Annotated in this window: 14 protein-coding genes; 12 read left to right on the top strand and 2 right to left on the bottom strand. The window is 67.2% G+C overall.

Annotated features, from left to right (window positions below; all coding sequences use genetic code 11):
- Positions 1 to 22 precede the first annotated feature (22 nt).
- The 5 genes from E6C48_RS13760 to E6C48_RS13740 all read left to right on the top strand — a co-directional run bounded on the left by E6C48_RS13760 (position 23) and on the right by E6C48_RS13740 (position 4353).
- A complete protein-coding gene (locus E6C48_RS13760) occupies positions 23 to 658 on the top strand; it encodes a CvpA family protein (RefSeq protein WP_136358111.1) in 636 nt (211 codons plus the stop codon).
- Positions 659 to 746: 88 nt separating this feature from the next.
- The gene (gene purF / locus E6C48_RS13755; protein ID WP_136358109.1) at positions 747 to 2231 is read left to right on the top strand and encodes an amidophosphoribosyltransferase; all 1485 of its coding nucleotides are present in this window, start codon (positions 747 to 749) and stop codon (positions 2229 to 2231) included.
- Positions 2232 to 2433: 202 nt separating this feature from the next.
- Positions 2434 to 3198: an SDR family NAD(P)-dependent oxidoreductase gene (locus tag E6C48_RS13750; RefSeq protein WP_136358107.1), complete on the top strand. Its 765-nt coding sequence runs from the start codon at positions 2434 to 2436 to the stop codon at positions 3196 to 3198.
- Between the two features lie 102 nt (positions 3199 to 3300).
- Complete coding sequence (locus tag E6C48_RS13745) at positions 3301 to 3930, top strand: hypothetical protein (protein WP_136358105.1); 630 nt, start codon at positions 3301 to 3303, stop codon at positions 3928 to 3930.
- 192 nt (positions 3931 to 4122) lie between these two features.
- On the top strand, positions 4123 to 4353 hold the full coding sequence (locus E6C48_RS13740; RefSeq protein ID WP_136358103.1) for a hypothetical protein: 231 nt from the start codon (positions 4123 to 4125) through the stop codon (positions 4351 to 4353).
- 23 nt (positions 4354 to 4376) lie between these two features.
- On the opposite strand, the gene E6C48_RS13735 is transcribed toward E6C48_RS13740, so the two are convergent.
- Positions 4377 to 4883 (bottom strand): OsmC family protein, encoded by a 507-nt coding sequence (locus E6C48_RS13735; RefSeq protein WP_136358101.1) that lies wholly within the window; start codon positions 4881 to 4883, stop codon positions 4377 to 4379.
- A 153-nt stretch (positions 4884 to 5036) separates the two neighbouring features.
- On the opposite strand from E6C48_RS13735, the gene E6C48_RS13730 reads away from it, so the two are divergent.
- Complete coding sequence (locus E6C48_RS13730) at positions 5037 to 5924, top strand: DMT family transporter (RefSeq protein ID WP_136358099.1); 888 nt, start codon at positions 5037 to 5039, stop codon at positions 5922 to 5924.
- 154 nt (positions 5925 to 6078) lie between these two features.
- Here the strand turns inward: E6C48_RS13730 and E6C48_RS13725 are convergent, their stop codons facing one another.
- Positions 6079 to 6690: an LOG family protein gene (locus E6C48_RS13725; RefSeq protein ID WP_136358097.1), complete on the bottom strand. Its 612-nt coding sequence runs from the start codon at positions 6688 to 6690 to the stop codon at positions 6079 to 6081.
- Positions 6691 to 6804: 114 nt separating this feature from the next.
- Between E6C48_RS13725 and E6C48_RS13720 the strand changes: the two genes are divergently transcribed.
- From E6C48_RS13720 to pssA, 6 genes are all read left to right on the top strand, one after another.
- Positions 6805 to 8277, top strand: coding sequence for a LysM peptidoglycan-binding domain-containing protein (locus E6C48_RS13720; RefSeq protein WP_136358095.1), 1473 nt, complete (start codon positions 6805 to 6807; stop codon positions 8275 to 8277).
- 57 nt (positions 8278 to 8334) lie between these two features.
- On the top strand, positions 8335 to 8661 hold the full coding sequence (locus E6C48_RS13715; RefSeq protein WP_136358093.1) for an ArsR/SmtB family transcription factor: 327 nt from the start codon (positions 8335 to 8337) through the stop codon (positions 8659 to 8661).
- Between the two features lie 31 nt (positions 8662 to 8692).
- Positions 8693 to 10576 carry an ABCB family ABC transporter ATP-binding protein/permease gene (locus E6C48_RS13710; RefSeq protein ID WP_136358091.1) on the top strand — a complete coding sequence of 628 codons (1884 nt, stop codon included), beginning with the start codon at positions 8693 to 8695 and terminating at the stop codon, positions 10574 to 10576.
- A gap of 69 nt (positions 10577 to 10645) precedes the next feature.
- Positions 10646 to 11017 (top strand): YciI family protein, encoded by a 372-nt coding sequence (locus E6C48_RS13705; RefSeq protein WP_136358089.1) that lies wholly within the window; start codon positions 10646 to 10648, stop codon positions 11015 to 11017.
- Positions 11018 to 11100: 83 nt separating this feature from the next.
- Complete coding sequence (locus tag E6C48_RS13700; protein ID WP_136358087.1) at positions 11101 to 11799, top strand: phosphatidylserine decarboxylase; 699 nt, start codon at positions 11101 to 11103, stop codon at positions 11797 to 11799.
- Positions 11800 to 11807: 8 nt separating this feature from the next.
- Positions 11808 to 12632: a CDP-diacylglycerol--serine O-phosphatidyltransferase gene (gene pssA / locus E6C48_RS13695; protein ID WP_136358085.1), complete on the top strand. Its 825-nt coding sequence runs from the start codon at positions 11808 to 11810 to the stop codon at positions 12630 to 12632.

The following is a 12632-nucleotide window of genomic DNA, read 5'->3' as shown; positions in this document are numbered from 1 at the left end:
CGGCTCATGGAGTTGGGAACACATGCCGATTACGCTGCTTGACGGAATCCTCGTCGGCTTCACCCTTGTCTCGGCGATGCTTGCGATGGTGCGCGGCCTGTCGCGCGAGGTCCTTTCCATCGCCTCGTGGGCGGCGGCCGCTGCGGCGGCGTTCTTCTTCTACAAGCCCGTCATCCCCTATGTGCAGCCCTATATCGACAACGAGAAGATCGCGATGGCGGCGGCTGCCGGCATCGTCTTCGTCATCGCGCTGATCGTGGTGACCGTCATCACCATGAAGATCGCCGACTGGATCATCGATTCCAGGGTCGGCGCGCTCGACCGCACGCTGGGCTTCCTCTACGGCGCGGCGCGCGGCATCCTGGTCGTCGCCGTGGCGCTGATGTTCTTCAACTGGCTGGCCGGCGACAAGGTGCCCGGCTGGATCGCCAACGCCAAATCCCGGCCGCTGCTGGAATCCATCGGCAACCGGATCGAGGCCCTGCTGCCGGAAGACCCGGAAAACGCTATCCTGAAGAAGCTGCGCCCCAACGAACCCGCCACGCCGGGCGCCGATACGGCCAGCCCGCCCGCGGCAGCACCTGCCGACCAGGGCAACGCCCCGGCCGACGGACCGGACGACAGCGCACCCGCCGACGCACCGCCGGCAAACAATTGATCCGTCCGGTCGTGCGGTGTAGCATGCGTTGCTTTCCGGCCGTCATGAGCCTATATCGCGGCTTTAGCGGATGAGAGGCTTCCGGCCCATGGCAGACGCAGGCGACGTGCCTTCCGACGACGGACTTTCGGCCGAGGCGGACGATCACTTCCACGACGAATGCGGCGTGTTCGGCATCTTCGGTCGGCAGGACGCGGCGGCCATCGTCACGCTGGGCCTGCACGCCCTCCAACATCGTGGCCAGGAAGCGGCAGGCATCGTCTCCTATGACGGCGCGCAATTCCACGTCGAGCGGCATGTCGGCCTGATCGGCGACACCTTCACCAAGCAGTCGGTGCTCGACCGGCTGCCCGGCAACCGCGCCATCGGTCATACGCGCTACGCCACCACCGGCGGCGCCGGCCTGCGCAACATCCAGCCCTTCTTCGCCGAGCTCGCCGACGGCGGCTTCGCCGTCGCCCATAACGGCAACCTCACCAACGCCATGACCGTGCAGCGCACGCTGCAGAAGCAGGGCGCGATCTTCTCCTCCACCTCCGACACCGAGACGCTCCTGCATCTCGTCGCCATGTCGAAGGAGCGCGACCTCAACGCCCGCTTCATCGACGCGGTGCGGCAGGTCGAGGGCGCCTTCTCGCTGGTGGCGTTGTCGTCGAAGAAGATGATCGGCTGCCGCGACCCGCTGGGCATCCGGCCGCTGGTGCTGGGCGACCTCGACGGCGCCTGGATCCTCGCCTCCGAAACCTGCGCGCTCGACATCATCGGCGCCCGCTTCGTGCGCGACATCAAGCCGGGCGAGATGGTCGTCATCACCTCGAAGGGCATCGAAAGCCTGTTCCCGTTCGAGCCGCAGAAGACGCGCTTCTGCATCTTCGAATATGTCTATTTCGCCCGGCCGGATTCCAGCGTGGAGGGCCGCAACGTCTATGACGTGAGGAAGCGTATCGGGGCGGAGCTGGCACGGGAGAATCCCGTCGAGGCCGATGTCGTCGTGCCGGTGCCGGATTCCGGCACGCCGGCGGCAATAGGCTTTTCGCAGGAAGCGGGCTTGCCCTTTGAGCTCGGCATCATCCGCAACCATTATGTCGGGCGCACCTTCATTTCGCCCGGCGATTCCATCCGCCATATGGGCGTGAAGCTGAAGCACAACGCCAACCGCAGGATGATCGAGGGCAAGCGCGTGGTGCTGGTGGATGATTCCATCGTGCGCGGCACGACCAGCCAGAAGATCGTGCAGATGGTGCGCGATGCCGGTGCGAAGGAAGTGCACATGCGCATCGCCTCGCCGCCGACCCGCGCATCCTGCTTCTACGGCGTCGACACGCCGGAGAAATCCAAGCTCCTGGCCTCCCGCATGTCGGTCGAGGAGATGGCGGAATTCATCCGCGTCGATTCGCTGGGCTTCCTCACCATCGACGGGCTATACCGCGCCGTCGGCGAGGCCGCCCGCAACGATGAAGTCCCGCAATTCTGCGATGCCTGCTTCACCGGCCAATATCCCACGCGCCTCGCCGATTTCGAGCATTCCGACAATGTGCGCACGCTGTCGCTGCTGGCGGTGGGTGGATCGTGACTCCGGTGCGTCCTTCGAGGCTCGCGGAGCCTGTCCTTAGGCTTGCCGAAGGCAAGACCCGGGGGCTCGCACCTCAGGATGAGGGAGGTTGTGCCACGCCCCTCCCCAAAAGAGGTTAGCGCCAAACGTTCCTCATCCTGAGGTGCGAGCGAAGCGAGCCTCGAAGGACGCACCCCACATCAAAACAGCGTTTGCGGATATCATGCCCGACCCAATCCCCGATCTCACCGGCCGTCTCGCCGTCGTCACCGGCGCCTCGCGCGGCATCGGCTACTTCATCGCCAGGCACATGGCGGCGGCCGGCGCGCATGTGATCGCGGTGGCGCGCACCGTCGGCGGGCTCGAGGAACTGGACGACGAGATCAAGGCCGAGCATGCCCGCACCGGCAAGGGCGAAGCGACGCTGGTGCCGCTCGACCTTGCCGATATGGAGGGCATCGACCGGCTGGGCGGCGCCATCCACGAGCGCTGGGGCAAGCTCGACATCCTCGTGGCGAATGCCGGCGTGCTCGGCACCATCTCGCCGCTCGGCCATATCGAGGCGAAGACCTTCGAGAAGGTGATGGCGATCAACGTCACCTCGACATGGCGGCTGATCCGCTCGGTCGACCCGCTGTTGCGCCTGTCCGATGCCGGGCGCGCCATCATCCTGTCGTCCAACGCCGCGCATTCGGCGCGCGCCTTCTGGGGTCCCTACGCGGCCTCCAAGGCAGCGGTGGAGACGATGATGCGCTCCTGGGCGGACGAGACGAAAAATTACCCGCTGCGCGTCAACGCCGCCGATCCGGGCGCCACCCGCACCGCCATGCGGGCGCAGGCGGTGCCCGGCGAAGATCCCGAGACGCTGCCGCACCCCTCCGAGATCGCCGCCCGCATCGTGCCGATGGCGAGCCCGGAACTGACGCGCACCGGCCAGACCTATCAGGCCAAGCACGATCGCTGGGTGTCGTACCAGCAGCCGGCCTGACATCGGGCCGTCAAACCTCCGTACTATCCAACGGCGATCGGGAATAATTCCGGTCCGTGCCGCGTTTCCGTTAAGCGGTCATCCAACCAGCGGAGGAAATCCATGCGCAGATTGCTTGTCGCCACCACCCTCATCCTCGCCGCGACCGGCGGCGCCGCCGTTGCGCAGGACGCGACGATGAGTTTCTTCGTCACCAGCGCAGGCTCCGGCAAGGGCGCCGACCTCGGCGGCCTGCAAGGCGCGGACGCCCATTGCGCCTCGCTGGCCGAAGCCGCCGGCGTCAAGGGCAAGACGTGGCACGCCTATCTTTCCACCAGCGACACCGACGCGAAGGACCGCATCGGCAAGGGGCCGTGGTTCAACGCCAAGGGCGAGAAGATCGCCGACGACGTCGCTTCGCTGCATTCGGACGCCAACAAGCTGACCAAGCAGACGGCGCTCAACGAAAAGGGCGAGGTCATCAACGGTCGCGGCGACACGCCGAACCGCCACGATATCCTGACCGGCTCCAAGCCCGACGGCACCCGCATCGCCGACCAGACCTGCGGCGACTGGACCATGAGCGGCGCCGAAGGGGCAGCGATGATGGGCCATTCGGATCGCACCGGCCTGGACGATTCGGCGGCCGCGAAATCGTGGAACTCGTCGCACGCCTCGCGCGGCGGCTGCAGCCAGGAGGCGCTGAAAGGCACCGGCGGCGACGGCCTGTTCTACTGTTTCGCGGCGGAGTGAGCACAGGCCCGGCCGGGACCTTCCAATGCCCTTTATTCAAGGCGATGGCGTGCCGAGCCCTCGCCTTGAGGGAGGCGTCCTGCGCGGTCGCTTCCAGGCGGGTCGGCACCGCTGCCCAATGCCGCGCTTCCGCCGCCTCGCGAGAATTGCTAGAGTCCGCGCGACTCTCCCATCCAACCGTGAGGAATCCCCATGTCATCCACCATTGCGCTGGTCTGGTACCTGGTCGTTGCCGGCCCACAGGGCGGCATGGTCGTGCTGCCCTCGACCTTCGACACGCGCGACCAGTGCACCTCGGCAATCACCGAATACCAGAAGCAGCCGGTGCCCGCCGGCTGGTCGGTGTCCTGCATTCCGAGCGCCTCGCCCTATGCCGACGACATGAGCGAAGACGGCGGCGCGCAGGTCACGCCGCAGGAATAAGGTCGCCTTGTCTGAGCCGAGCTTCACCGTCGCGCGGCGACGGAAAGCTCCGGCCTGGAGGCGAGCGTCTGGAAAACGACGCAGTATCGCTCGGTCAACTTGAGGAGCGTATCGACGCGCTCCTGCGTTTCGTCCGTGTCAAGGTGAAAGACCAGGCGAATGGACCGGAAGCCGACGGGCGCGTCCTTCGCCACGCCCAGCGTGCCGCGAAAGTCGAGATCACCTTCGGCCTCCACCTCGGCTGAACCGAGGCGAAATTCCAGCGCCGTCGCCACTGCCTTCAGCGTCACGCCCGCACAGGCCACCAACGCCTCCAGCAGCATGTCGCCGGAGCAGAGCTCCAGGCCCGTACCGCCGGTCGCCGGATGCAGTCCGGCGACAGCGAGCGCCCTGCCCGTTTCCACCTTGCAAGAGATAGACTTGTCGTCGATCGATCCTTTCGCCCGCAGCGTGATCAGCGCGCGGGAAGCGTCCTCGCGATAGGCGTCTTTCAAAGGCGCCTGCATCGCTTTCAAGCCAGCGACATCCATGTTTGCGGCTCCCGTTTCGGCCGCTTCATTGTACTCGCCCGCCACGGCAGTCGGCAACGGGCCGACATCACGCATTTTCCTGGAGCGCTGCGCCGCTCCTGTCACCAGGCTGGCAAGAGCCGTCCGATATGGTCGAAGAAGACGGAGGCGGTGATGGTGGATGACCTGAATGCAGAGGCTGGACGCGCGCTGGGCATCATGCTGGTCAGCGCGTCGGCGGCCGTCTTCGGCCTTGCCGGCGTCCTGACGAAATCAATCCATGCCGATCCGCTGGTCATCACCTGCTGGCGCGGGCTGGTCGGCGGCGTGCTGATCGGCCTCTACGTCGCATGGCGCCGGTGGCGAGAGCGGACGCCCGAGCCGTTACGGCTCGGCTGGCGCGGCTGGCTGATGGCGGCGGTCGGAGCGGCCGCCAGCATCGCCTTCATCGCTGCCTTCAAGAATACCTATGTGGCGAACGTCGCCATCATCTATGCCACGGCCCCCTTCATCGCGGGCCTGCTCGGCTGGCTCATCCTCGGCGAGCGGGCGCGGATGAAAACGCTGCTGGCGGCGGTGCTTTCGCTGTCGGGCGTCGGGTTGATCGTCTCCGCCGGCCTCGGCAGCGGCCGGCCGCTCGGCGACGGCCTCGCCCTTTTGATGACCTTCGGCAGCGCGCTCTACATGGTCATGATCCGCAAGTTCCGCGACACGCCGGTGGTGTGGGCGGGCGCGGTTTCGGGGCTGCTGCTGTTCGCGCTCGGATGGTTCGTGGCCGAACCGCTTGCCGTCTCGGTGCGCGACGCATGGCTGCTGGCTGCCTTCGGCGCCTCCTTCGCCGTTGCCTCAGTGCTGTGGACGGAAGGCGCGCGCCTGCTGCCGGCGGCGGAAGCCGGCCTGCTCGGCTCAGCTGAGGTGCCGTTCGCCATCCTGTTCGGCTGGCTGTTCCTGGCGGAACTGCCGCCGGCGGCAAGTTTCGTCGGCGGTGGCGTCGTCCTGCTCGCGGTCTTCGCCCATGCCGGCCACGACTGGCGTGCGGCACGGCGGCGGGCGGTTGCCTGAAATTTTTTTTTACGGCTTCGTGGAACCGTCGCCGCGCCCGCGCATTATTGGGGCGACGGGTCATCCCCAAGTCCCCCCAAACCCCCTCGACCCGTCTCCCTCCACAAGCCGGCCCTAAAAGCCGGCTTTTTCTTTTGGGCGAAGGCCGCAGTCTTTACATCTTGTCGATGACGGAGCTTTCGCCGCCGGTCGGCGTCTGGTCGGCGCTGGCGGATGCCATGACGGCGGCGACGATCGCCCCAGGATCGTCGACAACCAGCGGCTTCACCCGCTGGGCGGTGTGGATGAAGCCTTCTCCCGCCATGTGGTCGATCAGCGCCAGCATCGGGTTCCAGAATCCCTTGACGTTGGCGAAGACGATCGGCTTGCGATGATGGCCGAGCTGAGCCCAGGTCATGATCTCGACGATCTCCTCGACGGTGCCGATACCGCCCGGCAACGCCACAAAGGCGTCGGATTCCTCGAACATCCTGTGCTTGCGCTCGTGCATGTTGTCGGTGATGACGAGCTGGTTGAGGCGTTGCAGGGCCGCCTCGGTGGCTTCCTTGGTGACCAGGAAGCGCGGGATGATGCCCATGACGGTGCCGCCGGCCTTGAGCGTCCCATCGGCAACGGCGCCCATGATGCCCTTGGTGCCGCCGCCATAGACCAGCCTGAGGCCGGCGCGGGCGATGGAGCGTCCGAGCAGGTGGCCGGCTTCGAGATAGGCTTCGTCGCGGCCCGGAGACGAGCCGCAGTAAACGCAGACGGATCGAATCGTGTTCATGGCGAAGATTGGTGATGGGACGCGGGAGCGCGGTCAAGGCCAGACTTGGCTTTTTCTTGTCGCCCCTGAAAAAACGGGCTAGGGATTCGGGTAATTAGGGGGCTCAAGAACAACATGGCAATCAACCCTTTGAAGGCTTTCCTGTTCGCCGGCGGCGGCGTCGCCGCGGTGGCCGGGACGGCCTACGTGTCGGGTGCGCTCGACCCGCTTTTCCAGAGCGTTCCGCCGGCGCAGATCGCGGCGCTGGAGCCGGCCGACACGGCGAAGGCTCCCGGAACGACCGACCGGCTTCCGGCCAAGGGGACCGACGCGGCCGCGACACCCGCGCCCGAAGCGCAGCCCCCGGCGCCGGCAGGCAACCCCGCCGCCGCCACGGCGCCGGCCGAGCAAGGCGTCGTGCCGAGTTTCGACGTCGTGCGCGTCGAGGGGAATGGGTCGGTGGTGATCGCCGGCAATGCCGCGCCGAAAGCCAGGGTGGAGGCGCTGAACGGCGATACGGTGCTCGGTTCGGCCGAGGCCGGGGCGGACGGCGCCTTCGCCATCGTGCTCGATACGCCGCTGAAGCCTGGCGACTACCAGATCACCCTGCGGTCCACCACGCCGGACAACGTCACCGCCACGTCGCAGCAGACGGCGGTCGTCTCGATCCCGCAGAAGCCGGACGGGCAGGTCCTGGCGATGGTCGAGGAGCCCGGCAAGCCCTCCGAGCTCCTGAGCATGCCCGCACCCGCAAAGCAACCGGAAGCGCCGGCGGAGGCGGCCTCCCAGCCGACCGGCGCCGCCGCCAAGCCCGAAGCCAAGCCGGCGACCGAAGCCGAGGCCAAAGCTGCGGAGGCGGCGCCTGCCGGATCCAAGCCTGCCGAAGCAGCCTCGGCGCCTGCCGCGGCCGAGGCGACGCCCGCCCCGGCGCAACCTGCCTCCCCTGCCGCTCCGGCAGCCGGGGCGAAAGTCGTGGTCGAGGCCGTGGAGATCGACGGCGGCAAGGTCTTCGTCGCCGGCATCGCCGATGCCGGCCGCAAGGTGCGCGCCTACGCCAACGAGATCCTGCTGGGCGACGCCGTCACCTCGCCCGATGGCCATTTCCTGGTCGAGGCCAGCCGCGACCTGCCCGTCGGCACCTATAATGTGCGCGTCGACGCGCTCGACGCCGACGGCGCCAAGGTGGTGGCCCGCGCCACGGTGCCGTTCGAGCGCGAACCGGGCGAGGCCATCGCAGCCGTCGCGCCTGCCGAGCAGCCGGTACAGCCGGGAGCCGCCCCTGCGGGCGAGAGCAAGCCGGCCGAAGTGGCCGCAGCCACGCCGTCCGCGGACGCCGTTCCCGAAACGGTCGCGCCGAAGCTCGAGCACGCCGACAGCGCCGTCATCATCCGCCGGCACGACACGCTCTGGCGCATCTCGCGCCGCGTCTACGGCCACGGCATCCGCTATTCCACCATCTATCTCGCCAACCAGGACCAGATCAGCGATCCCGACAGGATCTGGCCCGGACAGGTGTTCAAGCTGCCGGAGAAATCGCGTGAGGGCGAAGCCGCCGACCTGACCGTGCTGGGCGACCAGATGACGACGGCGCCGGCAAAAACGGAATAGGTTTTCTTCCTTCCGCCTCTTGCGCAAAATCATTCCATCGTTTATCGGCGATGAACGATGGAAACTCTCCTGGAAGACGATGACTGCAACGCGTCCGCGTCCAGACGGCTTGCCGAAGGGCTGGCGGCGCTGGCGCATCCCACCCGCATCGAGATCGTGCGGCATCTGGCCGGCCAGCCGGCCTGCTGCTGCCGCGACGTGGTGGACCGGCTCGACCTTGCGCAGTCGACCGTCTCGCAGCACCTGAAGGTGCTGGTGGAAGCCGGGCTGGTGCGCTTTTCCCCCGACCGCCAGCGCTCGCGCTACGAACTCGACCGGGCGGCCCTGAAAGACCTTTCGTCTTCGCTCGCCCGGCTAACCGAAGACTGCTGCGCCGGCTGCTGACCGGCCTGAACGAACCACAAGGCAGACCCCAGTGGCAGACAAGACCGTTTCCGCCGAATCCGGCACGCTGAAGACGCTGCGCAATCTTTGGCCCTACATGTATCCGTCAGACCGGCCGGACCTGCGCTGGCGCGTCACCTGGGCGACGCTGCTTTTGATCGTCGCCAAGCTGGTGCTGGTCGCGGGCCCCTATTTCTTCAAATGGGCGACCGACGCGCTGGCCGGCACCGGCAAATACAATCCGCCGCTGCCCGCTTTCCTCACCGGCGCCATCGCGCTGGTCATCGCATACAATTTCATGCGGCTGACCCAGGTCGGCTTCAACCAGCTTCGTGACGCGCTGTTCGCTCGCGTCGGCCAGCATGCGGTGCGCCAGCTGGCCCGCCGCACCTTCATACACATGCATCAGCTTTCGCTGCGCTTCCATCTCGAGCGCCGCACCGGCGGCCTGTCGCGCATCATCGAGCGCGGCACCAAGGGCATCGAGACGATCGTGCGCTTCATCATGCTCAGCACCGCGCCGACTGTGCTGGAGTTCGCCCTGACAGCCGCCATCTTCGCCTTCACCTACGGCTGGAAATACGTGGCCGTCGTCGCCGTCACGGTCGTCATCTATGTGTGGTTCACCGTCAAGGCGAGCGACTGGCGCATCGGCATCCGCCGCGACATGAACGAGAGCGACACCGACGCCAACACCAAGGCGATCGATTCGCTGCTCAATTTCGAGACGGTGAAATATTTCGGCAACGAGGCGATGGAAGCCGAGCGCTTCGACCGCTCCATGGCGCGCTACGAGATCGCCGCCACCCGCATCTGGACCTCGCTCGGCTGGCTGAACTTCGGACAGGGGCTGATCTTCGGCGTCGGCACCGCCACCGTCATGTGCATGTCGGCGTGGGAGGTGATGCACGGCAGCCAGACCGTCGGCGACTTCGTCTTCGTCAACGCCATGCTGATCCAGCTTTCCGTACCGTTGAACTTCATCGGCTCCATCTACCGCGAAATCCGCCAGGGCCTGACCGACATCGAGCAGTTGTTCGACCTGCTCGACGCGCGCCAGGAAGTGACCGACAGGCTGGATGCGAAGCCCCTCGCGGTCGGCGTCGGCAGCGTCGCGTTCCGCGACGTGCATTTCGCCTACGACCCGAACCGGCCGATCCTGAAGGGCATTTCCTTCGACGTGCCGGCGGGCAAGACGGTCGCCATCGTCGGCCCGTCGGGCGCGGGCAAGTCGACCATCTCACGGCTGCTGTTCCGCTTCTACGACGTGCAGTCGGGCGCCGTTCTGGTCGACGGGCAGGACGTGCGCGACGTCACGCAGGAGAGCCTGCGCGCCGCCATCGGCATGGTGCCGCAGGACACGGTGCTGTTCAACGACACGATCGCCTACAACATCCGCTACGGCCGGCCGGGCGCCAGCGAGGAGGAGGTGAAGCGGGCGGCGGAACTGGCGCAGATCGGCCCCTTCATCGAGCATCTGCCAGACGGTTACCGCGCCCTGGTCGGCGAGCGCGGGCTGAAGCTTTCCGGCGGCGAGAAGCAGCGCGTCGCCATCGCCCGCACCATCCTGAAGGCGCCGCCGATCCTCATCCTCGACGAGGCGACCTCGGCGCTGGACACGCACACCGAGCAGGAAATCCAGGCAGCCCTCGACCTGGTCAGCCGCGACCGCACCACCATCGTCATCGCCCACCGGCTCTCCACCGTCATCTCCGCCGACGAGATCATCGTGCTCAAGGACGGGGTCATCGCCGAACGCGGAACTCATGCCGCGTTGCTCAGGGAACACGGGCTCTATGCCTCCATGTGGGATCGCCAGCGCGAAGCCACGGAAGCCGAGGAGCGGCTGCGCATCGCGCGCGAAAGCGACAAGGAAGGCATTATCGTGCGCCGGCGCACGGCCGAGGTGAACTGAGGCGGTGTTGCATAGCCTCCGTTTGCCGTATGGTGCGCCGCGCATCGCGAATGACGGAGGATCACCCGCATGTTCTACGCCATCCTCGCCTACCATGCCGAAGGCGTCGTCGAATCCTGGACGCCGGACGAGGACGCAGCCCTGATGGACGACCTGCTCAAGGTGCACGACCGGCTGGTCAGGGAAGGCCGCATGGGACCGGCCGCGCGGCTCGGACCGACGGTGGACGCCCGCACGTTGCGCGGCCCCGGCGCGGGAACCGTGCTCGACGGGCCGTTCGCCGAAACCAAGGAACAGTTGCTCGGCCTCTACGTAGTGGATTGCGCCGACGACGAGGCGGCGGCCGAGATGGCGCGGCAACTGCGCGGCGCCAACCCCACCGCCGTCTACGAAATCCGGCCGATCGCGCTCTACATCCCCGGCGCGCCGCTTTCCCCCTGACTCCCTGCCCGATTGTCGCGTTGCGGCGGGCAGGCGTTTCCGATAGACAGGCCGCACCCTGAAACGGAGCCGCCCCCAGCCCGATGTCTCTTGTCGACACGATCAAGAACACGCTCGTTCCGATCCACCGCGAGGGCTATCCCTTCATCGCCGGCTTCGCCGTGGTGACGCTGGTCCTCGGCTATTTTTCCTCGATCCTGTTCTGGATCGGCCTCATACTGACCGCCTGGTGCATCTATTTCTTCCGCGATCCCGAGCGGGTGACGCCGGTGGACGACCGGCTGGTCGTCAGCCCGGCCGACGGCATCGTTTCGGCGGTGGGGCCTGCCGTGCCGCCGCGCGAACTCGGCCTCGGCAGTGCCGAGATGACGCGCATCTCGGTGTTCATGAACGTGTTCTCCTGCCATGTGAACCGCGCGCCGGTGCGCGGCCGCGTCAGCCGCATCGAGCATAGGCCCGGCGCCTTCCTCAATGCCGAACTCGACAAGGCGAGCACCGAGAACGAGCGCAACGGCCTGGTCATCGACAGCCCCAACGGCACGGTTGTGGCAGTGCAGATCGCCGGGCTGGTGGCGCGCCGCATCGTCTGCTGGGCCGAGACAGGCGGCGCGCTGGCCATCGGCGAGCGCTTCGGCCTGATCCGCTTCGGCTCGCGCGTCGACGTCTACCTGCCGGCGGGTGCAGCACCGCGCGTCGCCATCGGCCAGACGGCCGTCGGTGGCGAGACCGTCATCGCCGAATTCGGCGGCGCCGAGGGCGCGCCGCTGGTGCGCGTTTCCTGAGCCCGCCGATGGACAAGCCGTTCAAGCGCTTCGAGCCGCACGGCCAGGGTGGGCCGCGCATCCGCGAGATTCCGCTCAGGCTGATGTTCCCCAATCTGGTGACGGTGCTGGCGATCTGCGCCGGCCTGTCCGGCATCCGCTTCGGCTTCGAGGGCCGCTTCGAGACGGCGACGGTAATGGTGCTGCTCGCCGCCTTCCTCGACGGCATCGACGGACGCTTGGCGCGGCTGCTCAAGGCCACCTCCAAGTTCGGCGCGCAGATGGATTCGCTCGCCGACATCGTCAATTTCGGGGTGGCGCCGGCGCTGGTGCTCTACGCCTACCTGCTCGACCGCGCCGGCTCGCCCGGCTGGATCGCAGCACTCCTGTTCGCCATCGCCTGCGGCATGCGGCTCGCCCGCTTCAACGTGCTGGACGAGCAGAAGGACCGGCCGGCCTGGCAGAACGAATATTTCGTCGGCGTGCCGGCGCCGGCGGGCGCCGTGCTGGTCATGCTGCCGCTCTACCTCTCCTTCCTCGGCCTGGAGCCGACGCGGCCGATCGCCTTCGCAGCCACCGCGTTTACCGTGCTGGTCGCCTTCCTTTTGGTCAGCCGGCTGCCGGTCTATTCGGGCAAGAGCCTGAAGATCCCGGGCGACCGGGTGCTGCTGGTCATCCTCGCGGTCGCGCTCTACATCCTGCTTCTGGTCAGCTATCCGTGGTACACGCTCACCGCCTCGGTGGTCGCCTACCTCATCTTCCTGCCGTTCAGCGTGCTCGCCTATTCCCGCCGCGCCAAGAAGGAGGGCGAGGCCATCCTGCCGCCCGACGTCGACGAAGGCTCGCGCGACTAG

Origin of the sequence: Ollibium composti, assembly GCF_004801285.1 — a bacterium.
GTDB classification, from domain to species: Bacteria; Pseudomonadota; Alphaproteobacteria; order Rhizobiales; family Rhizobiaceae; genus Mesorhizobium; species Mesorhizobium composti.
This window is presented reverse-complemented; position numbering and strand designations above follow the sequence as displayed.

Excerpts from the sequence above, each read along its gene's own strand:
- E6C48_RS13760 (WP_136358111.1), top strand. The coding sequence starts at position 23 with ATGCCGATTACGCTGCTTGACGGAATCCTCGTCGGCTTCACCCTTGTC.
- purF (WP_136358109.1), top strand. The coding sequence starts at position 747 with ATGGCAGACGCAGGCGACGTGCCTTCCGACGACGGACTTTCGGCCGAG.
- E6C48_RS13750 (WP_136358107.1), top strand. The coding sequence starts at position 2,434 with ATGCCCGACCCAATCCCCGATCTCACCGGCCGTCTCGCCGTCGTCACC.
- E6C48_RS13745 (WP_136358105.1), top strand. The coding sequence starts at position 3,301 with ATGCGCAGATTGCTTGTCGCCACCACCCTCATCCTCGCCGCGACCGGC.
- E6C48_RS13740 (WP_136358103.1), top strand. The coding sequence starts at position 4,123 with ATGTCATCCACCATTGCGCTGGTCTGGTACCTGGTCGTTGCCGGCCCA.
- E6C48_RS13735 (WP_136358101.1), bottom strand. The coding sequence starts at position 4,883 with ATGGATGTCGCTGGCTTGAAAGCGATGCAGGCGCCTTTGAAAGACGCC.
- E6C48_RS13730 (WP_136358099.1), top strand. The coding sequence starts at position 5,037 with ATGGTGGATGACCTGAATGCAGAGGCTGGACGCGCGCTGGGCATCATG.
- E6C48_RS13725 (WP_136358097.1), bottom strand. The coding sequence starts at position 6,690 with ATGAACACGATTCGATCCGTCTGCGTTTACTGCGGCTCGTCTCCGGGC.
- E6C48_RS13720 (WP_136358095.1), top strand. The coding sequence starts at position 6,805 with ATGGCAATCAACCCTTTGAAGGCTTTCCTGTTCGCCGGCGGCGGCGTC.
- E6C48_RS13715 (WP_136358093.1), top strand. The coding sequence starts at position 8,335 with ATGGAAACTCTCCTGGAAGACGATGACTGCAACGCGTCCGCGTCCAGA.
- E6C48_RS13705 (WP_136358089.1), top strand. The coding sequence starts at position 10,646 with ATGTTCTACGCCATCCTCGCCTACCATGCCGAAGGCGTCGTCGAATCC.
- E6C48_RS13700 (WP_136358087.1), top strand. The coding sequence starts at position 11,101 with ATGTCTCTTGTCGACACGATCAAGAACACGCTCGTTCCGATCCACCGC.
- pssA (WP_136358085.1), top strand. The coding sequence starts at position 11,808 with ATGGACAAGCCGTTCAAGCGCTTCGAGCCGCACGGCCAGGGTGGGCCG.